This is a genomic window from Bradyrhizobium iriomotense (assembly GCF_030160715.1).
Classification (GTDB): domain Bacteria; phylum Pseudomonadota; class Alphaproteobacteria; order Rhizobiales; family Xanthobacteraceae; genus Bradyrhizobium; species Bradyrhizobium iriomotense.
The window spans coordinates 167,235-187,729 of sequence record NZ_BSOW01000005.1 but is presented as its reverse complement, the minus strand read 5'-3'; the positions used below and the strand labels follow the sequence as shown (position 1 = coordinate 187,729).

General features: G+C 63.4%; 22 protein-coding genes. 12 read left to right on the top strand and 10 right to left on the bottom strand.

What is annotated here, in order from left to right; genetic code table 11:
• Nucleotides 1-46: 46 nt before the first annotated feature.
• Nucleotides 47-1,006, top strand: coding sequence for a hypothetical protein (locus QQL28_RS09455; protein ID WP_284264011.1), 960 nt, complete (start codon nucleotides 47-49; stop codon nucleotides 1,004-1,006).
• A 6-nt stretch (nucleotides 1,007-1,012) separates the two neighbouring features.
• Here QQL28_RS09455 and QQL28_RS09450 read toward each other — a convergent pair whose 3' ends face one another.
• The 7 genes from QQL28_RS09450 to QQL28_RS09420 all read right to left on the bottom strand — a co-directional run bounded on the left by QQL28_RS09450 (nucleotide 1,013) and on the right by QQL28_RS09420 (nucleotide 6,737).
• Nucleotides 1,013-1,591 carry a MarR family winged helix-turn-helix transcriptional regulator gene (locus QQL28_RS09450; protein WP_284264009.1) on the bottom strand — a complete coding sequence of 193 codons (579 nt, stop codon included), beginning with the start codon at nucleotides 1,589-1,591 and terminating at the stop codon, nucleotides 1,013-1,015.
• A 492-nt stretch (nucleotides 1,592-2,083) separates the two neighbouring features.
• Nucleotides 2,084-2,485 carry an arsenate reductase (glutaredoxin) gene (arsC, locus tag QQL28_RS09445; RefSeq protein ID WP_284264007.1) on the bottom strand — a complete coding sequence of 134 codons (402 nt, stop codon included), beginning with the start codon at nucleotides 2,483-2,485 and terminating at the stop codon, nucleotides 2,084-2,086.
• A complete protein-coding gene (locus tag QQL28_RS09440) occupies nucleotides 2,482-3,183 on the bottom strand; it encodes an aquaporin (RefSeq protein WP_284264005.1) in 702 nt (233 codons plus the stop codon). The genes arsC and QQL28_RS09440 overlap by 4 nt, the downstream gene beginning before the upstream one ends.
• A 15-nt stretch (nucleotides 3,184-3,198) precedes the next feature.
• Complete coding sequence (locus QQL28_RS09435) at nucleotides 3,199-3,669, bottom strand: ArsI/CadI family heavy metal resistance metalloenzyme (RefSeq protein ID WP_284264003.1); 471 nt, start codon at nucleotides 3,667-3,669, stop codon at nucleotides 3,199-3,201.
• Nucleotides 3,666-4,025 carry an ArsR/SmtB family transcription factor gene (locus QQL28_RS09430; protein ID WP_284264001.1) on the bottom strand — a complete coding sequence of 120 codons (360 nt, stop codon included), beginning with the start codon at nucleotides 4,023-4,025 and terminating at the stop codon, nucleotides 3,666-3,668. Before QQL28_RS09430 ends, QQL28_RS09435 begins: the two co-directional genes overlap by 4 nt.
• 137 nt (nucleotides 4,026-4,162) lie before the next feature.
• Nucleotides 4,163-5,278, bottom strand: a complete 1,116-nt coding sequence (locus QQL28_RS09425; RefSeq protein WP_284263999.1) for a DUF2336 domain-containing protein — start codon at nucleotides 5,276-5,278, stop codon at nucleotides 4,163-4,165.
• Between the two features lie 364 nt (nucleotides 5,279-5,642).
• Nucleotides 5,643-6,737, bottom strand: a complete 1,095-nt coding sequence (locus tag QQL28_RS09420; RefSeq protein ID WP_284263997.1) for an enolase C-terminal domain-like protein — start codon at nucleotides 6,735-6,737, stop codon at nucleotides 5,643-5,645.
• A gap of 93 nt (nucleotides 6,738-6,830) precedes the next feature.
• Between QQL28_RS09420 and QQL28_RS09415 the strand changes: the two genes are divergently transcribed.
• The 3 genes from QQL28_RS09415 to QQL28_RS09405 all read left to right on the top strand — a co-directional run bounded on the left by QQL28_RS09415 (nucleotide 6,831) and on the right by QQL28_RS09405 (nucleotide 9,720).
• A complete protein-coding gene (locus QQL28_RS09415; RefSeq protein WP_284263994.1) occupies nucleotides 6,831-7,457 on the top strand; it encodes a TetR/AcrR family transcriptional regulator in 627 nt (208 codons plus the stop codon).
• 114 nt (nucleotides 7,458-7,571) lie between these two features.
• On the top strand, nucleotides 7,572-8,636 hold the full coding sequence (locus QQL28_RS09410) for a ketopantoate reductase family protein (RefSeq protein WP_284264355.1): 1,065 nt from the start codon (nucleotides 7,572-7,574) through the stop codon (nucleotides 8,634-8,636).
• Between the two features lie 301 nt (nucleotides 8,637-8,937).
• Nucleotides 8,938-9,720, top strand: a complete 783-nt coding sequence (locus QQL28_RS09405) for a MetQ/NlpA family ABC transporter substrate-binding protein (RefSeq protein ID WP_284263992.1) — start codon at nucleotides 8,938-8,940, stop codon at nucleotides 9,718-9,720.
• Nucleotides 9,721-9,733: 13 nt separating this feature from the next.
• Here QQL28_RS09405 and QQL28_RS09400 read toward each other — a convergent pair whose 3' ends face one another.
• Complete coding sequence (locus QQL28_RS09400) at nucleotides 9,734-10,147, bottom strand: nuclear transport factor 2 family protein (protein WP_284263990.1); 414 nt, start codon at nucleotides 10,145-10,147, stop codon at nucleotides 9,734-9,736.
• Nucleotides 10,148-10,292: 145 nt separating this feature from the next.
• Between QQL28_RS09400 and QQL28_RS09395 the strand changes: the two genes are divergently transcribed.
• Nucleotides 10,293-10,496 carry a hypothetical protein gene (locus QQL28_RS09395; RefSeq protein WP_284263988.1) on the top strand — a complete coding sequence of 68 codons (204 nt, stop codon included), beginning with the start codon at nucleotides 10,293-10,295 and terminating at the stop codon, nucleotides 10,494-10,496.
• A gap of 17 nt (nucleotides 10,497-10,513) precedes the next feature.
• Here the strand turns inward: QQL28_RS09395 and QQL28_RS09390 are convergent, their stop codons facing one another.
• Entirely contained in the window at nucleotides 10,514-11,974 is a 1,461-nt protein-coding gene (locus QQL28_RS09390; protein ID WP_284263986.1) for a mannitol dehydrogenase family protein, read from the bottom strand.
• Between the two features lie 143 nt (nucleotides 11,975-12,117).
• On the opposite strand from QQL28_RS09390, the gene QQL28_RS09385 reads away from it, so the two are divergent.
• The 7 genes from QQL28_RS09385 (at nucleotide 12,118) to QQL28_RS09355 (ending at nucleotide 19,421) form a co-directional block, all read left to right on the top strand.
• On the top strand, nucleotides 12,118-12,930 hold the full coding sequence (locus QQL28_RS09385; RefSeq protein WP_284263984.1) for a FadR/GntR family transcriptional regulator: 813 nt from the start codon (nucleotides 12,118-12,120) through the stop codon (nucleotides 12,928-12,930).
• 84 nt (nucleotides 12,931-13,014) lie between these two features.
• On the top strand, nucleotides 13,015-13,974 hold the full coding sequence (locus QQL28_RS09380) for a sialic acid TRAP transporter substrate-binding protein SiaP (RefSeq protein WP_284264353.1): 960 nt from the start codon (nucleotides 13,015-13,017) through the stop codon (nucleotides 13,972-13,974).
• Nucleotides 13,975-14,134: 160 nt separating this feature from the next.
• Nucleotides 14,135-14,713, top strand: a complete 579-nt coding sequence (locus QQL28_RS09375; RefSeq protein WP_284263982.1) for a TRAP transporter small permease — start codon at nucleotides 14,135-14,137, stop codon at nucleotides 14,711-14,713.
• A 4-nt stretch (nucleotides 14,714-14,717) separates the two neighbouring features.
• Complete coding sequence (locus QQL28_RS09370) at nucleotides 14,718-16,124, top strand: TRAP transporter large permease (RefSeq protein WP_284263979.1); 1,407 nt, start codon at nucleotides 14,718-14,720, stop codon at nucleotides 16,122-16,124.
• Entirely contained in the window at nucleotides 16,121-17,170 is a 1,050-nt protein-coding gene (locus QQL28_RS09365) for an L-idonate 5-dehydrogenase (protein WP_284263978.1), read from the top strand. Before QQL28_RS09370 ends, QQL28_RS09365 begins: the two co-directional genes overlap by 4 nt.
• Nucleotides 17,171-17,185: 15 nt before the next feature.
• The gene (gene uxuA / locus QQL28_RS09360) at nucleotides 17,186-18,376 is read left to right on the top strand and encodes a mannonate dehydratase (RefSeq protein ID WP_284263976.1); all 1,191 of its coding nucleotides are present in this window, start codon (nucleotides 17,186-17,188) and stop codon (nucleotides 18,374-18,376) included.
• Nucleotides 18,377-18,515: 139 nt separating this feature from the next.
• The gene (locus QQL28_RS09355) at nucleotides 18,516-19,421 is read left to right on the top strand and encodes a lipase family protein (RefSeq protein WP_284263973.1); all 906 of its coding nucleotides are present in this window, start codon (nucleotides 18,516-18,518) and stop codon (nucleotides 19,419-19,421) included.
• On the opposite strand, the gene QQL28_RS09350 is transcribed toward QQL28_RS09355, so the two are convergent.
• Entirely contained in the window at nucleotides 19,415-20,353 is a 939-nt protein-coding gene (locus QQL28_RS09350; protein WP_284263971.1) for a LysR family transcriptional regulator, read from the bottom strand. The genes QQL28_RS09355 and QQL28_RS09350 overlap by 7 nt on opposite strands.
• Nucleotides 20,354-20,495 lie beyond the last annotated feature (142 nt).

Below are 20,495 nucleotides of genomic sequence, written 5' to 3'. Positions count from 1 at the left end.
CTCTAGCTTCGCCAAGGTGAGAAGAACCGAGACGGAGCATTATGAAATGTCGTCCGATGGACAGGCTCGTCCGAATGGACCGGCAGACATGTCGGGGGCAGCGACGCTGCGCCGTGACGCGCACGATTCGAAAGGCAAGGGCCCTTCGCCACGCGCTGCCGCGCCTCAAGCAGGCACCAAGAATGCCTCGGCTGTCGCGGCGGATGAAGCGATTGCGAAGGAAGCACTCGAAGGGCTCAAGCGTATTCGCGCCAAAGCCCGGCTGGACAAGATGGCGATACCAAAGCCCGCTTCGGTCGCGCTGCGGCCGGCGGTGATCGTCTCCAAGCCGCCGGCGCCGCGTCCCTCCTGGGTGGTGCCGCTTGCGACACTGGCGGTCGCGGTTGGTCTGGTGGTCAGCGCCTGCACCGGCGTCATCGCCTATCTGACCACGCAGCCGAGCCAGACCAACGCGGCGACCAGCGCCGAGATCAGGAATCTGCGCGAGACGGTCGCGCAGTTGCGCCGTCAGGTCTCCGGTGTCTCGGAGAATCTCGACGGCTTGCGGACCGCCGTCGATCTCTCGAGCAAGACGACGAGCGATCGCTTCGGTCGCTTCGCCGAGAATCTCGACCGCATCGAGCGCGTCAACTCGGCTTCGACAGCGAAGCTCGAGAAGCTCGCGCAGGTGCAGACGCCGGCGCCGGCTCCCGTCGCCTCCCAGACGACGTCTGCCGCCCAGCCTATTGCGGTCGTGGTGTCGGCAGGCGCTGGCACCGAGATCACCGGCTCGGTATCGCCGTCGGAGCACGCGACACCTTCGAGAAAGGTGGTCAAGGGCTGGTCGGTTCGTCAGGCCTATGAAGGCATCGCGATCCTCCAGGGGCCGAACGGCGTCGTCGAGGCCATTCTCGGACAACAGGTGCCGGGCCTTGGTCGCATCGAGGAGATCAAAAGCGACAATGGGCGCTTGCTCGTGCTGACCAGCGCCGGCGCGGTTTTGCCGGCGCGCAAATCTGGGCCCTGATCCGCGCTATTGCCTGCGCTGCTCGAAGCTCGTGCACAGGAGCTCGGTCTCGACGTCCGTGATGGCAGCGCGGAACAGGCGGCAGGTGAACTCGGCAGGCGTTTCGTTCTCGGGATTGCCGCGCGTTTCCCTCAGGAACATGCAGCCCCTGCAAATGTCGGCGCGGTGCCGCTGCTGGCCGGTATCCGACTGGTCCAGCACGTGACGGAGCGCATCGCGAAAGCTCGTCTTGCGCTCCTCGTCGAGCAATGCAATCGCATCCACCAGGGCATTGACGGGGTCGCGCACCAGAAACTTCTTGCCCTGCTGCGTCACGCTCAGCGTTACTGAGCGCTTGTCCTTGGCAGATCGCGTCTTCTCCAGATATCCCTTTTGCTCCAGCTCCTGGATGATGTAGGACGCCGTACCGCGGGTCGTGCCGACATGGCTCGCCAGCGCCGAAGGCGTCCGCGAAAATCTGTTCGCGCGGGCAAGGAAGCGCAGTGCCATCCATTCCCGATCGCGCAAGCCGTGCTTGACCTCTTCAAACAGGAAAATCCGCGCGAGCTGCCCCAAAAGCTCGATCGACTCGCGTGCCGAATTCATTGTCATTCCAAATCGTCATTCAAAGTTCGTCTTGCCCGACTGACTTGCGAAGCTGGCTCGCCAAGCCGACTTCCAAGCCGACTTCCAAGTCGACTTCCAAGTCGACTTGCTAAGTCAGACCGGATGTTATTGGAGCCGCTCGCCGCGAGATCGATGCGTTGGCGAGGCCGCTCGTGAATTGCCCACACGTTGCCGCAACGTTGCTTTGCGGAACCGGATGGAACCCGGCAGGGACCTAGGGCATCAGGACGAAAATTCGAGTAAATTGGCCGACTAAAGTCTTTAGAAAATTTACGACAAATGCGAGGGGCGCGGATCGTTCAGGCGCGTGGCCATGCAGCGTCACGCTCCTGCAAACGTGACGCGGCCGTCTTTCGCGATGCCATCGAAGCCTAAGCGCGATGAGATTAGGATGAATCATCATCGCGCTTTAGGTTGTTGTTTGCGCATGATCTTTTCGGAAAACCGTTTCACACTTTTCCGGATCATGCTTTAGCGCGGCTCGACCACCTCGCCGTCTTCCTTCACGAAACGTCCGACGGGATTGTCCAGGAGATCGATCACGGCCTCCGAGGGCCGGCACAGTCGCGCGCCGTTCGGCGTCACGACGATCGGACGGTTGATGAGAATGGGATGCGCCATCATGAAATCGAGCAATTGGTCGTCGGACCATTTCGGGTCGTCGAGGCCAAGCTCCCGATAGGGCGTGCCCTTTTCGCGCAGGAGGGCGCGGACCGAAATTTCCATCGCTGCGACCAACTCCCCGAGCCGCTCGCGCGACGGCGGTGTCTTGAGATATTCGATGACGACGGGCTCGACGCCGCTCTGCCGGATCATCGCGAGCGTGTTGCGCGAGGTGCCGCAAGCCGGGTTGTGGTAGATGGTGACGGTCATCGTGATGTCTCCGCGATTGCGACGGGGCCGCGCGCCGGCGTACGCCCGAGCAGCCAGTTCATCAGCAGCATTCCGGCAATCGCGCCGCATAGCTCCGCAAGGATGAACCCAGGCAGGTCTGCCGGACGAATACCGGAAAACGTGTTCGTCAGCGAGCGCGCGATCGCGACCGCCGGATTGGCGAACGAGGTCGAGGCGGTGAACCAGTAGGCAGCCGTGATGTAGAGGCCAACCAGCCACGGCACGGCGCCGCGCTGGAAACGGATGCCTGCCAGGATCGTCGCGACCAGACCGAAGGCTGCAACCGCCTCGGCGAACCACTGTGATCCGCCGGTGCGCACTTTCAATGAAAGGTCGATCAGCGGAAGCGCGAACATCAGGTGCGCCATCATGGTGCCGGCGACGCCGCCGGCGATCTGGGCGATCACGTAAAACGCAGCCTCGTTCGCCGGCAGCTCGCGCCTCAGCGCGAAAACCAGCGTGACGGCCGGATTGAAATGCGCGCCCGAGATCGGTCCGAGGACCGTGATCAGCACGACCAGGATCGCGCCGGTCGGCAGCGTGTTGCACAGGAGCGCAAGCGCGACGTCCCTGGTCAGCGTTTCCGCCATGATGCCGGAACCGACGACGGTCGCGACGAGGATGGCAGTGCCGAGCGCTTCCGCTGCAAGGCGCCGTGGAAGGTCGAACGCGTCCATCAGCCGGCCGCCCAATCAGCAGCAAGCCGAGGATTGCTTTGGGGCCGAGGAGGGCGCACAGCAGGCGGACTGCTTCTCACGTGCTACGCGTGCCCCGTTTTCGCCGGTGCCGTCACCATAGACGGTGCTCTCCCCGGTCGTGTGGAAGGTCTCCCAGGCAATGCCAGCGGGATCGTCGATCCAGGCCTTCTCGGAGCTGGCGTAGCAGCAAGTCGTCTGGCCCTGTTCGATGACATTGCCGCCGGCCTCGCGCAGACGCGCATAAACCTCGTTCAACTCGTCGGTGGTTTCGACCTGGATACCGAGATGGTCGAGGCCGGGCTCGCGCCCGCGCGTCGAGATCGCGAAATTCACGCGCGGGTCTTCGAGCATCCACTTCGCATAGTCGGACTTCACGACGGAAGGCTGGGCCGCGAACAGCGCCGAGTAGAATCCGATGGAGTGCGGAAGATTCTCGACGGAGACATGAACGTGCAGGCGCTTCATGGTCGATCCTCTCTGGCTGGCACCTTGGTGCGTTTTCGCGCGGGTTTGCAGGTCGCGTCCGGGGCGCACGGCGCCCCGCCGCAGCAGTTTTCGGTCAGGAATCCGAGCAGCGCGTTCATGGTCTCGAACTGCGCTGCGTAGATCATCGAGCGTCCCTCGCGCCGCACGGTCGCCAGCCCGGCCATCCGCAGCCGGTCGAAATGAAAAGTCAGCGTGTTCGGTGCGAGATCCAGCGCGTCAGCGATTGCGCCGGCGGTCATGCCGTCCGGGCCGGCCTGCACCAGCAGGCGGAAGACGTCGAGGCGATTGTCCTGGGCAAGCGCGGCAAGGGCCGCGACGGCATCCGTCTTTTCCATATTTCAACGATTATCGAAATAATGTCCGCGAGTCAACCGAGTTCTCGGTCGCTACGCCTAGCCGTGATCCTTGCCGCTACTTCGCGCCTGCTGCGGGACGTCACCGCATCGACATTCAAGGCGACGCGGGGCGGCTGCTAGACTGCATTCCGCGGGCGCAGGAAGGGGCCGCTTCCGACTTCGTCCCTGCGGGAGCGGTACACGGCGATGACGCCGCGGCAGGCTTTCACATCGAGCCGATGAAAATCGAGCTTCAACCGTTCGAGCTCGCCTGCGGTGATGCGATAGTTGGGTGCCCCGAGGAACAAAAGTGCCATGGTGGTCGGCCAGCAATAGTTCAGTGATTTGGCCAGGATCAGTGCAGGCTCGCGATCCCTTTCGATCAATGCGCGTTCGACCACGTCGACAGGCAACGGACACAGCAAGGAGAGTGCGACCGCCGTTTCGTTGAACTTGAGCGAATGGGCGAACTCGAAGACCTTGTCTTCGGTTAGCTCGCCCCGCTCATGCAGCTTTGCGACCGTCCGCTTGGCGATGAAATAATCCTTGGAGGCCGGACCGAACCTCGCGTGCACCGCGCCGGTGACGTCGACCACGACCCGGTGAATCTGCGGCCCGATATCGGGCCGTTCGCGCTCGAGCTTCTGGCGCACTTCTGCGGAGGCTTTGGCGATCAGCTGATGGAAGATATGCCGGGGAATGTCCTTTCGCAGCCCGACGGATTCGGCGAGGATCGAGTCTCCTTCGGAACGCCGCACCAGATGCAGGAAGCCGGAATTCGAAAAGCTCGCGCCGTTGTTTGCCGCCACCGAGTTGACGACCTCGTTGCCGCCGCGGACCACGAGGACGTCAGTCACGGCCTCCGGAACGGACTGTCGCTGGGAGATCGCGAGTAGATGCTGCTGGCTCTTGTTCCTGGCACAAGCAATCAAAGTTTCGGAGTCCAGGCGCTGCGATTGCTTGAGGATGGGCCAGGCCACGTCGATGCAGTCATCGGTGGCGAGCTGGCTCGTCAGCTTGTAGGGCGCATTGTTGCTGGACGCGAGCTTTCCCGCCAGCCGCGCACGTGACGTCGTTTCGATCTCCTGGGCAAGGCGGCCGATGATCTCGCCGAACGTCCAGATCTGGTCCTCGGAATAGGTCCCAGCGATCAAGAGATCGGTCGCGTGCCACATCGCCCGCAGACAGCTCTCGGGATTTCCTTTTGCAACCGTCTCTTCCAGATCGAGCAGGAACGATGTGGTTTCGACCATGAGTGTGGCTCGCAGCTTGAAAATGTTCAAAGCAAAAGCAATTCAAAGAAACAGCGCCACTTGGCCATCAGAGGGTTGAACGAGCGGTAAAGCACACGCCGGCGCCTTGCAGCTGACTTAACGTCGGTGCAACGGAAATGCTCAAATTTGAGCTTGTTCTAGAGCATGATCCGGAAAAGTGTGAAGCGGTTTTCCGAAAGATCATGCTCAAACAATAACCTAAAGCGCGATGACGATTCATCCCTATCTCATCGCGCTTTAGGCGGGCCTGGGCGAGCAGGAAGGATTTCGCCTGTGCCTGCTCGCCGGCAAAGCCGACATTCGGACGACCGCACGACTCAGGGGGAACGAAAAGGGGACCGACCTAAACGAGGTGGCGCTCGACGGCGTGCTCGTCCCATTCAAGTCCAATGCCCGGCACGTCAGGTATATGCAGCTGTCCATCACTGAGCTGATATGGCGCCTTGAGAATGGGGTGTATCCAATCTTGCCACTCGAGCCAATGTGCCGTTTCCGTGACGCGCATCATGTGAGCAGCGATTTCCGGATAGAGATGAGTTGATACGGGTATTCCCGCGGCACCAGCTATCGCGGCGGCCCGCAACCAGCCGGTTACGCCGCCGATCCGCATGAAGTCAGGCATAACCAGGTCGGACGCGTTCTTCTGGATGGCCTTATGCATCTCTCGCGGTCCGTAGAAGTTCTCCCCGAGCTGTATTGGCGTGCGCAGCTGCGACGCGAGCTTTGCGGAGCCATCAAGATTATCATAGACGATCGGCTCCTCGATCCAGGCGAGTCCGTAGTCGTCGATCATGTGACACCGCTGGAGGGCCTCGGCGAAATCGAGACCCTGATTGAAATCCACCATCAGCTGGATGTTTTCGCCGAGCGCGTTGCGGACCGCATCCAGCGAAGCAATGTCATCGGATGCGCGCTCCCGTCCCAATCGGAGCTTGAGGCCCGTAAAGCCGCCTTCGTCCCGCAATTCCATCGCTTCATCGGCCAGTGCAGCCGGCTCCTTCAACCAGAGCCCGTTGCTGTTGTACGACTTGACCGGACCGACCGAGCCGCCCAGCAGCACGCAAAGCGGCAAATTTGCCGCTTTCGCCAGCGCATCCCAGGCCGCCATATCAAGCCCGGAAGCGGCGATCATCGAAAGGCCCTCATAGCCAACGAAGTGCAACGATTTTCTCGCCGCATCAAAGAGCTCGACCGGTGCAACACGGCGACCCCTTAACATTGCTCCGAAATCATTGAGCGCTGGAACGAGATAGCGCATCGATCGGACGATGTAAGGCTCCAGATAGCTGCGCCCGACGATGCCTTCTTCCGTCAATAGATCGACAAGAACGATCGGCCACTCGGCGATGGTGGCGATCCTGGCGACGATGGGCCGCTTCAACCTGAGGACGACGGCTCGTGCGGAGATGTGCCTGACGGTCAAGGAAATGGTCGACATGGCGTGGCTCGCTTTGAGGACTGCGAGGGGCCATTTCACGCCGGCTCAACTCCCTGTAAATTCACTAATGAGTATACTTTGACGGAGGGTGCGATGCCGCGTTCCGCCGAACAGACACGAAAGCGGATTCTCGATGGAGCCTACACGCTGTTCCGCCGGCATGGTTACAGCCGGGTGAGCATGGACGATATCGCCGCCAAAGCCAGCTTTACCAAGCGCACGCTCTATCATCACTTCAAGAGCAAGGATCAATTGCTTGCGGACGTCCTCGCATGCCAGCAAGAACTGGCTCTCCAGGCCTTCAAGACCTTCGGCGATCGGCTTTCCGGTTCGCCTGAAGCTATCGTTGAAGGAATGTTTCGCGAGCTTGCGGTCTGGGCTGACAGGCCACGCTGGGCGGGATCCGGCTTTACGCGTCTCGTGATTGAACTCGCCGATCTGCCCGGGCATCCGGCCCGCCTCATCGCGCGCCGCCACAAGGCTCGGCTGGAGCGTTGTCTCGGCGAGCTGCTGGAACGATCAGGGGTGCGGCGCGCAGGCGAGCTTGCGCGCGCGATCTGGCTGCTCTCGGAGGGCGCCATCTCGCTGATCCTGGTTCACGGTGATCAGGGCTATTCGGCCGCCGCTGCGAACGCCGCGATGACACTGGTCCGCTCTCATCTCGACAAGCACCAGAAAGCCGTGCGCGCCGCGGGCAATGGGTCCGTCAATTGGCGATAGACACCGCTAGGCATTGCTGGCATACCAAATACCTGGAGGGATGGCGGAATGTCCGAAGCGGTTCGGCTGGTCGCTCGCCCCACAACCTCCGGCTTCGTTTGTGAAAGAGAGAGCATGGCGCGCAACATTTTGATCCTTGGGGCTTCCTACGGCTCCCTGCTGGGGACCAAACTTTTGATGGCGGGTCACAACGTGACCCTGGTGTGCCGCGCAAAGACGGCCGAGCTGATCAATCGCGACGGTACCGAGGTGCGTATCAAGCTGCGCGACGAGGCGGTGCACCGCGCGATCTTCTCGCGCGACCTGCCCGGCAAGCTCGATGCGGTGACGCCGGCCAATGTCGACGTCTCCCGCTATGACATGGTCGGCCTTGCGATGCAGGAGCCGCAATACACCAATCACACCGTGCGCGTGCTCATGATCAAGATCGCGGAAGCGGGGTTACCCTGCCTGTCGATCATGAACATGCCGCCCTTGCCCTACCTGAAGCGCATCCCGGCGCTGTCAGGCATGGACCTCGAGGAAGCCTATACCAATGCGCAGGTGTGGGAGCGGTTCAAGCCTGGGCTGGTGACGCTCTGCTCGCCGGATCCGCAAGCCTTCCGTCCGCCGGAAGAGGCGGCGAACGTGCTGCATGTCGGCCTGCCCACCAACTTCAAGGCGTCGGTGTTCGAGGACGAGAAGCACAACAAGGTCCTGCGCGAGCTCGAGGCCGATATCGACGCGGTGACGCTCGACGGCCACGACGTCCCGGTGAAGCTGAAGGTGTTCGATTCGCTGTTCGTGCCGCTCGCGAAATGGTCGATGCTGCTCACCGGCAATTACCGCTGCATCACGCCGCACGAGCCGCAATCAATCCGCGACGCCGTGCACTCTGATCTGAAGCGCTCGCAATCGATCTACGATCACGTCGATGCGCTCGCGCGGCGTCTCGGCGCCGACCCGAAGGATCAGGTGCCGTTCGAGAAATACGCCAAGGCTGCGGAGAGCCTGCTCAAGCCATCGTCTGCCGCACGCGCGGTTGCCGCCGGCGCGCCGTTCATCGAGCGGGTCGATCTTCTGGTGAAGCTGATCTCGCATCAGCTCGGCGTGCCCAATGCCGAGATCGACCGCACGGTCGAAACCGTCGACCAGAAGCTGAACGAGAAGATCGTGCAGGGCGGCTCCGGCGCATCGTGACACGGATCATCGCCGGCGGCCGATGACGGTGTCGATCCCTCACCCTGAGGAGCGCGCTCGTGCGCACGTCTCGAAGGGCGAGGGGCCGCTTTCGGGCCTTCATCCTTCGAGACGCCGCTTACGCGGCTCCTCAGGATGAGGAATAACCACGGTTGTGGCGTTGCCCCCATTTCCTTTTGGGCTCCATGCGGAGAAGCGCCGCCCTATTGCGACGGCAAATTTGAATTTCCATTTCATTGATTTCGCCGGCCAAGCGAGAGATGACGGGACCAGTGACTATGAATTCCGTTGGAGACCAAGAATGTCGTTTCGTTCCGTTCTCATTCTTTCGACCGTGCTCGCCGCCTGGTCGGCGGCGGCTTCGGCGGAGGCCATCAAGATTGGCGTGACCCCGGGGCCGCACGCGCAGATCCTCGAGGCGGTGAAGCCGATCGCGGCGAAGAGCGGGCTCGATATCCAGCTCGTCGAGTTTTCCGACTACGTCGTGCCCAACGCCGCGCTCGATGCCGGCGACATCCAGGCCAACTCGTTTCAGAATCAGCCTTACCTGGACAACCAGAAGGCCGATCGCGGCTACAAGATCGAGGCGGTGGGGTTGACCGTCAATTTCCCGATCGGGGTCTATTCAAAGAAACACAAGAATTGGGCCGACATTCCCGACGGCGGCAAGGTCTCGATCCCGAACGATCCGACCAATGGTGGACGCGTTCTGCTGCTGTTGCGCGACAAGGGTGTGATCAAGCTGAAGGACGGCGTCGGCTTCAAGCCGACGGTGCTCGACATCACCGACAATCCCAAGAAGCTGAAATTCATCGAGGTCGACGCGGCGCAGGCGCCGCGTGCCCTCGACGACGTCGATGCCGCGGCGATCAACACCAACTACACGACGCAGGCCGGACTTGATCCGGTGAAGGACCCGATCCTGCGCGAGGATCCCAAGGGGCCCTACGTCAACCTGATCGCCGTCCGCGCCGCCGACAAGGACAAGCCGTGGGTCAAGATCCTCGTCGACAGCTACCACACGCCCGAGGTCAAGGAATTCGTCCTGACCAAGTTCAAGGGTGCGGTGCTGCCGAGCTGGTGATCGGCGCCCGCGGCTAGTGGAAGCTGCGGCTCGGGCCGGACGACGGATCGTCGTGCGTCTGTTCGACGATCTGTGCGATCGGGCTGGACTGGTGATGGACGAGCAGCCAGGCATTGCCGATGCGCCGGAAATGATTGGTGGCGGCAAGCGCGGTGCCGTCGACGATCTCGATGCACAGCACCCGTCCGCTGTCGCCTTCGACAATTGCATGCGGCTCCGCGCAGGCGATCTGCGGCCGGCTCGGGTTTTGCAGGATGTCGCGCCAGCTCCCGATCACCGTGGCGCGGCCGATGATGCCGGGCCAGCCGGGATGGACGCAGGAGATGCCGTCCTCGTCCGCCCATAGCCGTTCCATGGCTGCGACGTCGCCGGACGCGAAGGCGGCATAAAAGGCTGCGTTGGCGGCGATGATCGCGCTTTTGCTCATATACTCCGGGTGGGCCAACCGGGGGCAAAAATCAAGAGCAACTTCCGTCGATTGCCGGCGGTGCTGCGGTGCGGCCGGCGGAACAGCGGCCTCCTCGTTGGCGTTGTATCGCTGAACGCTACAGAATCGAGCCGGGAGAGGGACTATGGGACTTGCTCAATACGCGATCGTGCCGGTGCGCGACCAATGGGGCGTGCTGCATGACGGCAACATCAACGGCAAGTACGAGACCAAGGAATCGGCCTTCGAGTCGGCCGCCGCAGCCGCCTCGCTCGCCATTCGCCAGGGGCACGAGGTTCATCTGAGCGTCCCCGGGCGTGAGCCGGGCGAAGCCGCGCTTGGAGTTTGACCACAAGGTTTCATGAGCTAACAGCTCTCCACCGTCCGCCGCGCGCCCTGCGCATAGAGCTTGCCGAGCGCGTTGGTCACGGCCTCGCGCAGGCGAGCGTCAGCGCCGAGCGGGCCGAACACCTTGCCGATGCCAAGCAACGCCGGCGCGAGACGCTCCGCAACCGGACCCCGCTCGCGCGCGAGCCCCGCGAATTCGCGCGCAAGCGGGTCGCGTACGTCGATCGCGCGGCCCTGCTCGTCGCTTCCCGTGACGTAACGCATCCAGCCTGCGACCGCGAGCGCGTGCGTTTCGATCGGCAGCTCCCGGCGCAACCGGTCCTGGATCGTACCGAGCAGCCGCTGCGGCAGTTTTTGCGAGCCGTCCATGGCGATCTGCCAGGTGCGGTGATGCAGCGCCGGATTGGCAAAGCGCTTCAACAACGAGGCGCGATAGGCGGACAGATCGGTGCCTGCCGGCATCGTCAGCGTCACCGCGGCATCTTCCATTACGCTTGCGGCAAGCCGCGCAAAGTTCGGATCACGCATGGTGTCGGCAATGGTCTCGTAGCCCGCGAGATAGCCGAGATAGGCCAGCGCCGAATGGCTGGCGTTGAGTAGCCGCAGCTTCATCAGCTCGAACGGCTTGACGTCGGTGACGAGCTCGACGCCCGCGGCGGCAAGATCGGGACGGCCCGCGGAGAAGCGGTCCTCGACCACCCATTGCGTGAACGGCTCGGTCATCACCGGCCATGCATCATGCATCCCGAGCGTGGTTGAGACAGCCGCGCGATCGGCATCGGTCGTTTCCGGCACGATGCGGTCGACCATGGTGCAGGGGAAGGCGACGTTCTCGCAGATCCACTTGCCGAGATCCTTCGACCGCAGCGCGGCAAACTGCGTCACGATCCGTTGCACGGTATGGCCGTTGGCGGCGAGGTTGTCGCAAGAGAGCACGGTGAAGGGCGCATGCCCCTGTGTCCTCCGCCGCGCCAAGGCGGCGACGATGAAACCGGGCGCCGAGCGCGGCGCGTCGAAATTATTGAGGTCATGCACGACGTCCGGATGCCGCTCGTCGAGATCGCCGGTCTGAGGCGTGTGGCAATAGCCCTTCTCGGTGACCGTGAGCGAGACGATGCGGATGGCGGGATCGGCCATTTTCGCGATCAGCCGCGCGGGGTCTTCGCGCGCGACCTCGCTGCCGACGAGTGCGCCGATCACGCGATGGTCAGTGCCTTCGGCCGAGCGCACCGCGACCGTGTAGAGATGATCCTGCGGGAAGAGCGCATCGCGGGTGTCGGGGCTGCGCAGGCTCGCGCCGATGATGCCCCAGGCGGGCGCGCCGGCGGCGAGGCAATCGTCGATGACGACGGCCTGATGGGCGCGATGAAAGGCGCCCAGGCCCAGATGCACGATGCCGGGCGTGACGCGGGAACGGTCATAGGCCGGGCGGCGGATGCCGGACGGCAGCCGGTCGAGATTGGCGCGGCTAAGCCGCATGGTCGTCTCCCCCTTTGCTTTTCCGCTGCTTGACATGCCGGCCTTCCTCGGTCAATGCTCTGGTCAATTGGTAAGACCAATTTTCCAAAATTGGCGGGCCGCCGGGGAACGTCGCCCGGACAGGCCCTCTCAGGGAGGCCAGCGTGCCGCTGGAAGCTGTGGAGGCGAGACGGCTTTATCGCCAGGTCGCCGATCAATTGCGGGCTCTGATCGACAGCGGCGAGTACGCCGTTGGAAGCCGGCTGCCGACCGAGCGCGAGCTCGCCGAGCAGCTCAAGGTCTCGCGGCCGACGGTGCGCGAAGCCCTGATCGCGCTCGAGGTCGAAGGTCGCGTCCGCATCCGCGTCGGCTCCGGTATTTACGTGATCGAGCCCGCAGGCTCCGCAGCATCCGTTCCCGCAACCCTGATCGAAGGCCCGTTCGAGCTATTGCGCGCCCGCGAATTCCTCGAAGGCGCCATCGCCGAGCAGGCTGCGCGCGTGGCGACGAAGGACGATCTCGCGCGCATCGACGCCTCCCTGATCGCGATGGAGAACGTCGAGCATCCCGGCGAAGCCTCGATGGTCCACGATCGCGCCTTTCACGTCGCGATTGCAGGCAGTCTCGGCAATGCCGTTCTGGTGCGCGTGGTCGGTGAGCTCTTCGACCAGCGCCTCAATCCCTACTTCTCGCAGCTTGCCCATTACTTCGAAAGCCCGCGCACCTGGCGCACCGCGCTCGATGAGCATCGCGTCGTGCGCGACGCCATCGCGGAGCGCGATCCCGAGGCTGCCCGTAACGCGATGCGCGATCATCTGGCGCGCTCGCAGGAGCGCTTTGCACGAAATTTTGGCGCCGAGGCCGGCGCGTCACCGACACCCGCCCGTAGCCGGGCGGCACGATCGGCGGCGACTCCTTCAAAGCCAAAACGACCGCCGAAAAAGCAGGCCACGGGCAGCGGCCCGCGGCGGCGATGACGTTGGGCGGCCCGGACCATCGGGCCGGCAAACAAGAAGCAGACTTAGACAATGGAGGAAAAATCAGTGTTCAAGAAGATGACGATGGTGCTGGCCGTATCGGCCGCGGCAATGCTGGCTGCCACCAATGCCGGCATGGCGCAGACCAAGCTCAAATGGGCCCATGTCTACGAGACCTCGGAGCCGTTCCATACGGCCTCCGTCTGGGCAGCACAGGAGATCGGCAAACGCACCAACGGGCGTTACCAGATCGACGTCTATCCGGCTTCCCAGCTCGGCAAGGAGACGGACCTCAACCAGGGCCTCTCGCTCGGCTCGGTCGATATGATCATTTCCGGATCGAGCTTCGCCGCAAAAAGCTTTCCGCCGATTGGCGTGACCTACTATCCCTACACTTTCCGCGACGCCGATCATCTCCTGGCCTACACCAAGAGCGACATCTTCAAGGAGCTCGCCAAGGGCTATGAGGACAAGAGCGGCCACCACATCATCGCGGTGACCTATTACGGCGTGCGCCAGACCTCGTCGAACAAGCCGATCAAGGCCTGCGCCGATTTGAAGGGCCTGAAGATGCGCGTGCCGGACGTGCCGGCCTATCTGGCGATGCCGCGCGCCTGCGGCGCCAACACCGCGCCGATCGCGTTCGCCGAGGTCTATCTCGCGCTCCAGAACGGCACCGTCGAGGCGCAGGAGAACCCGCTGACCACGATCGAGGCCAAGAAGTTCTACGAGGTGCAGAAGCACATCGTTCTGACCGGCCATATCGTCGACCACCTCAACACGGTGGTGTCGGGCGCGCTCTGGAAGAAGCTGAGCGACGAGGACAAGAAGATCTTCACCGACGTCGCCCAGGAAGCGGCCGCGAAGGCGACCGAGGAGATCAAGCAGAACGAAGCCAAGCTGATCGGCTTCTTCAAGGACAAGGGCCTGACGGTGACCGAGGTCGACAAGAACGAGTTCCGCGACACCGTGATGAAGAACGTCTCCTTCGAGAGCTTCGGCTATCGCAAGGCCGACTGGGAGCGCATCCAGGCGGTCAAATAGCCGACACCAACCGTCGTTCTGGGGCGATGCCAAGCATCGAACCCCAATGCGCAATTGCGCATTGTGGAACCTCGAGATTCCGGGTTCTCGCTTCGCGAGCCCCGGAATGACGAGAGTTCTGAGTTTGACGTGAGTTCTGGACAGTTTGGGGAGTAAACACATGTCGACCGCCGAATTGCACCGGCAGATCACCGCGGACGAGATCGCCCACACCTTCGAGGAGGAGGCGACGCCGAAGGTCGATCTCGGCCACTATGCCTTCGAGGACTGGCTGGCGCTCGCGATCTTCTGGATGATGGCGCTCTGCGTCTTCCTCCAGTTCTTCACGCGCTACGTGCTCAACGACAGCTATGCCTGGACCGAGGAGATCGCGACCTACTGCCTGATCGGCGTGGTCTTCATCGGCTCGTCCATGTGCGTGCGGCTGTCGCGGCACATCCAGGTCGATCTCATCTACCGCTATCTGCCGCACCTCGCGGCGCGCGTGCTGTCGACCGTGATCGACCTGATCCGCATCGCGTTCTTCGGCTACGCCATCCGCCTGGTCTGGATCTACATCCAGGTCATCGGCGACGAGCCGATGACCACGATCAATTTTCCCAAGAACTACGTCTACTACCTCGCGCTGCTCGGCTTCGCGCTGATGTTCGGTCGGTCCGTGCAGGTGGCGTTGGAAAACTGGCGGCAGGGCTACTCGATCCTCGAACGCCCCGGCGCCTACGACGGAACGGAAGGGTGATGCCATGCTGCTGTTGCTTGGAGGCTTTCTCATCCTGATGCTGCTTGGCCTGCCCGTGGCGCTTGCCATGGCGGTGTCCTCGCTGCTCTATATCCTGGTCAGCGGCATCACACCCGACGTCACGCTCGCGCAGCGCATGATCGCGGGCGTCGAGAGCTTTCCGCTGCTCGCCGTGCCCTTCTTCATCCTCGCCGGCAATCTCATGAACATCGCCGGCGTGACGGGCCGCATCTACAAGTTTGCGGTGGCGCTGGTCGGCTGGATGCGCGGCGGCCTCGGCCACGTCAACATCATCGGATCGGTGATCTTCTCCGGCATGTCCGGCACCGCGATCGCGGATGCCGCCGGTCTCGGCACCATCGAGATCAAGGCGATGAAGGACCACGGCTACACCACGGAATTCTCCGTCGGTGTCACGGCCGCGTCTGCCACGCTCGGCCCGATCATTCCGCCGTCGCTGCCGTTTGTGATCTACGGCATGATGGCCAATGTCTCGATCGGCGCGCTGTTCCTGGGCGGCGTCATCCCGGGCGTGGTGATGACGCTGTTCATGATGGCGACCGTCGCCTATTTCGCCCACAAGAATCGTTGGGGCAGCGACACGCCCTTCTCCTGGCCGCAACTCGGCTCGGCCGGACTCGAGGTCATCATCGTCTTCAGCTTCCCGCTCGCGATCTGGCTGATGACGCTCGCCGGCGTCTCGACCAACATGGCGGTCGTCATCGGCCTCGGCGCGCTACTCGCCGTCGACTGGTACTTCGACTTCTCGGCCGTGATGGCGCTGATGGCGCCGGTGATCCTGATCGGCGGCATGACGCTCGGCTGGTTCACGCCGACGGAAGCGGCGGTCGCAGCGGTGATCTGGTCGCTGTTCCTTGGCCTCGTGCGCTACCGCACCATGACGTTCAAGACAGTGGCGAAGGCGACCTTCGACACCATCGAGACCACGGCCTCGGTGCTGTTCATCGTCACCGCGGCCTCGATCTTCGCCTGGTTGCTCACCGTGTCGCAGGCAGCGCAGACGCTCTCCGACTGGATGCTCAGCGTCACCCACAACAAATGGGTGTTTCTGCTGCTGGCCAACATCCTGATCCTGTTCGTCGGCTGCTTCATCGACACCATCGCGGCGATCACGATTCTGGTGCCGATCCTCTTGCCGATCGTGCTCAAGCTCGGCATCGATCCGATCCATTTCGGTTTGATCATGACGCTGAACCTGATGATCGGCCTGTTGCATCCGCCGCTCGGCATGGTGCTGTTCGTGCTGGCCCGGGTGGCAAAACTCTCCGTCGAGCGGACGACCATCGCGATCCTGCCCTGGCTGGTGCCGCTGCTCCTGGCGCTCATTGCCATCACCTACATTCCTGAGCTGACGCTCTGGCTGCCTAAATATATGGGACTCTCCAAATGACCTCAGTCGCTCTCGCTGCAACCCTGTTCGGCCCGGAAGACCTGCGAATGGTCGAGCATCCGCTCGAGAAACTCGCGCAGGGCATGGTGCGCATCCGCTTCGGTGCCGGCGGCATCTGCGGTTCGGACATGCACTACTTCCGCCACGCGCGCACCGGCGATTTCGTCGTGAAGTCGCCCCTGGTGCTGGGACATGAGATCTCCGGCGAGGTCGTCGAGATCGCTGGAGCCGCGCCGAACCTGAAGGTCGGCGACCGCGTCGCCGTCAATCCGTCGCGCTGGTGCGGCCATTGCGTCGCCTGCCGCGAGGGCCGACCGAACCTCTGTGAAAACATCTTCTTCATGGGCTCGGCGTCGAAAACCCCGCACATGCAAGGCGGCTTCGCCAACTATTTTGATGCGATCCCGGCACAGTGCGTGAAGATTCCGGATCACGTCTCATATCAGGCAGCGGCGCTCGCCGAACCGCTCGCGGTCTGCCTCCACGCCGTCGCGCGCGCCGGTGACGTCAAGGGCAAACGCGGTATCATCTTCGGTGCTGGCCCGATCGGGCTCCTCACCATGCTCGCCGCGCGTCGCGCTGGCATGGCCGACGTCACGGTCGCCGACATCGCACCCGCGCCGCTCGCGTTTGCGACCCGGCTCGGTGCCTCCCACGTCGAGAACGTCTCGGGGGGCGAGGAGGGCCTGAAGGCGCAGGCAGCGGCGCGTCCCTATGACGTCGCCTTTGAGGTCTCCGGCACGGCCGCAGGCCTTGCCAGCGCGATCGGCATTGTGCGGCGGGGTGGTACGGTCGTGCAGATCGGCAATCTGCCGGGCGGCCAGATTCCGACGCCGGCAAATGCGGTGATGGCCAAGGAGATCGACCTGCGCGGCTCGTTCCGCTTCGGCTTCGAATTCGCAACCGCGGTGGAACTGATCGCCAGCGGCAGCGTCGATGTGCTGTCGCTGGTCACGGCCGAGCGTCCCTTGTCGACTGCGCCCGATGCGCTCAGGCTGGCGCTCGACCGCTCGCAGAGCGTCAAGGTCGTGCTGACCGCGAACTGATCCGGGAGAATTGTCATGATGCTACAGGGATGGCGCTGGTACGGGCCCGACGATCCCGTCTCGCTCGACGATGTCAGGCAGGCCGGCGCGACGGACATCGTCTCGGCGCTCCATCAGGTCCCGATCGGCGAGGCCTGGACGCGTGGGGACGTCGAGGAACGCAAGAACTTCATCGAGAAGGGCCAACCGGGCCGCTCGCAACTGACCTGGTCGGTCGTGGAGTCGATCCCGATCCCCGACGACGTCAAGCGGGTCGGGGCTAAGGCAACCCGCTCGATCGAGGCATGGATCGCGAGCCTGGAGGCGGTCGCTGCCGCCGGCATCAAGATCATCTGCTACAATTTCATGCCGGTGGTCGACTGGTGCCGCACGGATCTCGAATGGGAGTTGCCGAACGGCGCCCGCGCCATGCGCTTCGATCAGGATCGCTTTGCCGCGTTCGAGCTGCACATTTTGAAGAGGCCAGCCGCACTCCAGGAGTACTCACCTGAGCAGCAGGCGCGCGCGAAGAAACTCTTCGAGCAGATGAGCCAGGCTGACATCGACTATCTCGTCATGGTGATCGCCAGCGCCTTGCCCGGCTCGACCACCGAGCCGATGACCCTTCCGCAATTCCGCGACCGACTCGAGCAGTACCGCGACATCACACCAAAGATCCTGCGACAGCATCTCGCCGAGTTCCTCGCGCGTGTCGCGCCCGTGGCCGAGCAGCTCGGCGTGTCGCTGACGCTGCACCCCGATGATCCGCCGCGTCCGTTGTTCGGCCTGCCGCGCGTCGCGTCGACGGCCGACGACTATCAGGCGCTGTTCGACGCCGTGCCCTCGGAGGCCAACGGCATCTGCCTGTGCACGGGCTCGCTCGGCGTGCGCGCCGACAACAACCTGCCGGCAATGGCGGAGCGCTTCGGCCCGCGCATTGCGTTCGCGCATCTGCGTGCGACCAAGCGCGAGGCCGACGGTCTGTCGTTCTACGAGTCCGATCATCTCGACGGTGACGTCGACATGATCGCCGTGCTGAAGGCGTTGCTCAAGGAGAACGCGCGGCGCACGCCGGACAAGCAGATCGTCTTCCGCCCCGACCACGGCCATCGCATGCTCGATGATCTCGCCGCGACCAAGCGCACCAATCCAGGTTATACCGCGATCGGCCGCCTGCGCGGCCTCGCCGAGCTACGCGGCGCGATCCGCGCGATCTCGCATCGTTAGGGCAGCAGGGCCTCCCTAAGTTGGAGAGCGCCCGTGCCATTGCCCGCAGAGATTGTCTTTGGTTCCTGTGTGTGCCAGAGTGGCTGCATTGCATTTTGACTGACGCATTGCAGCCACAGGCCATTTAAAGGAGCTGAACATGAGCTTCCTGGTCGAGCGTCCGCCCGAACAATATGATCGGGCCGCCTTCTCCGGCTTCAATACATCCAGCACTTTCAACCTCGGTAACGCGCGCGCGATGATGTGGATGTCGCAGCTCGCCTACGAGACGCACGTACCCGCAACCATCGACGCCGTTTCCAAGCTGTTGCAGCTCTCCGAGGTCCGGGTGCTGAGCAAGCCCGCCAAATCATCGCTGCCGATGACGGACACGCGAGGCGTCATCGTCAGGAAGGGCGATGCGACCATCGTGGCCTTTGCGGGTACTGATCCACTCCATCTTCTGAACTGGGTCAGCGACTTCACGCTGGGCCGGCCGCAGGCGGCCGTGCACGAAGGTTTCCACGATGCGGCAGCAGCCGTCTGGAACGATGTGAGGGACGCGCTCGCGGCTTCAGTCAAGGCCGGCTCGCCGATCTTCATCACCGGACACAGCCTGGGCGCCGCCATCGCGGTAGTCACGGCAGATCTCGCGCGCCGGGAGCTTCAGATTGGCAATGCGCAGATCTATCTGTTCGGCTGTCCGCGCGTCGGCCGCGCCGACTTCGTCGCGCCCTACAACATCACTTTCGGGGCGACCACCTATCGTCTGGTTCACGGAGCCGATATCGTTCCAACGGTGCCTCCGCCGCTGCTCGGATTTCACCATGTCGGCGGCTATCTCGGCTGTGCTTCCGGTGCGAAATTCGGCGCGACACCGCCGGCTCTCGGTTCGGACGAGCCGATGGCGGAGGCCGGATTGGGCGAGCAGCTTCGCGGTCTCTTCGTGGGCTTCTCACAGAATGCGCGGCGGGATACGCTCGGCGCGCTTACCGTGGCCCTACCGCCCGGGATCGGCGATCATCTGCCTGATCGTTACTGCGCCGCGCTGACGCCCGCTCAATAGCACGCCGCCATCGCGCCGAGCTTTGGATAGAGCCGGTCGATCGCGGCGATCTCGCTTTGCATCTGCGCGATGATCCAGTCGCGGATCTCGGCGGCGATCGGGCGCATCGGCCGGTTACGCGGCGGCAGGAATTCGCAGATGCGGCGCGTGGTGGTGAGCCGCTCGGACGCCGGCACCAGTGCGCCGGTCAGGAGCCAGTGCGAGGCAACCGTCAGCCAGCCGAGCGCGATGCCCTGGCCGAGCAGGGCGGCCTGCACCACGACGGCATAATCGGTGAAGCTCAGCGCCTTGGATGGACCGCGGCGCTTGGTGAGAAACGTTGGATAATCCGCCGCCCAGTCGCCCGGCGTCTCGGCGAGTCGGATGACGGTGTTGCCTTCGGCGGGCTCCGCCTCGCTCATATAGGTGGGGCTGCATACCGGCAGCATGACTTCCTTCATCACCAGCGCGCCGCCGGAGTAAGGCTCCTCGCGGTCGCGAAAGCGCATGCCGAGGTCGACGTTCTCGACCGGTCCCCGCAACGCGCCGGAGATGAGCTGGAAGCGGAGGTCGGCCTGCGGAAACTGCCGCTGCAGCTTGTCGATGCGCGGCATCAGCCAATGCGTGGTGAAGGCGGAAGAGACGGACAGCGTCACCGTCTCGGTGCCCTTGCGGCGCCGCTCGATCTCGATCAGTCCGGTCTCGATGCTGCGAAAGCCTTCGAGTACGCGGCGATACAGGAGTTCGCCTTCCTCGGTGAGCACCGCGCGCCCCGCCTTGCGGTCGAACAGGCGAACGCCGAGATGCTCCTCGAACTGACCGAGCATCCGGCTCACCGCAGGCTGCGTGACGTTCAATTCGGCCGCCGCCGCCGTGAAACTGCCGTTGCGCGCTGCTGCGTCGAAGACGAACAGGGCGTTACTGGAGGGCAGCATCCGGCGGAGCTCGGGCATAACCTGATGTTATGCCGCCGGTAAGAATTTGGCAATTGCCGAGTTTTGCCAACTCTGGTGTCATTGGCATGACAGGCTAAAGACAAGGCTCGGGGGTCAGAAGATTGCGCGCTGATGGTGCTGCAATCGCAAGCTGATCCTG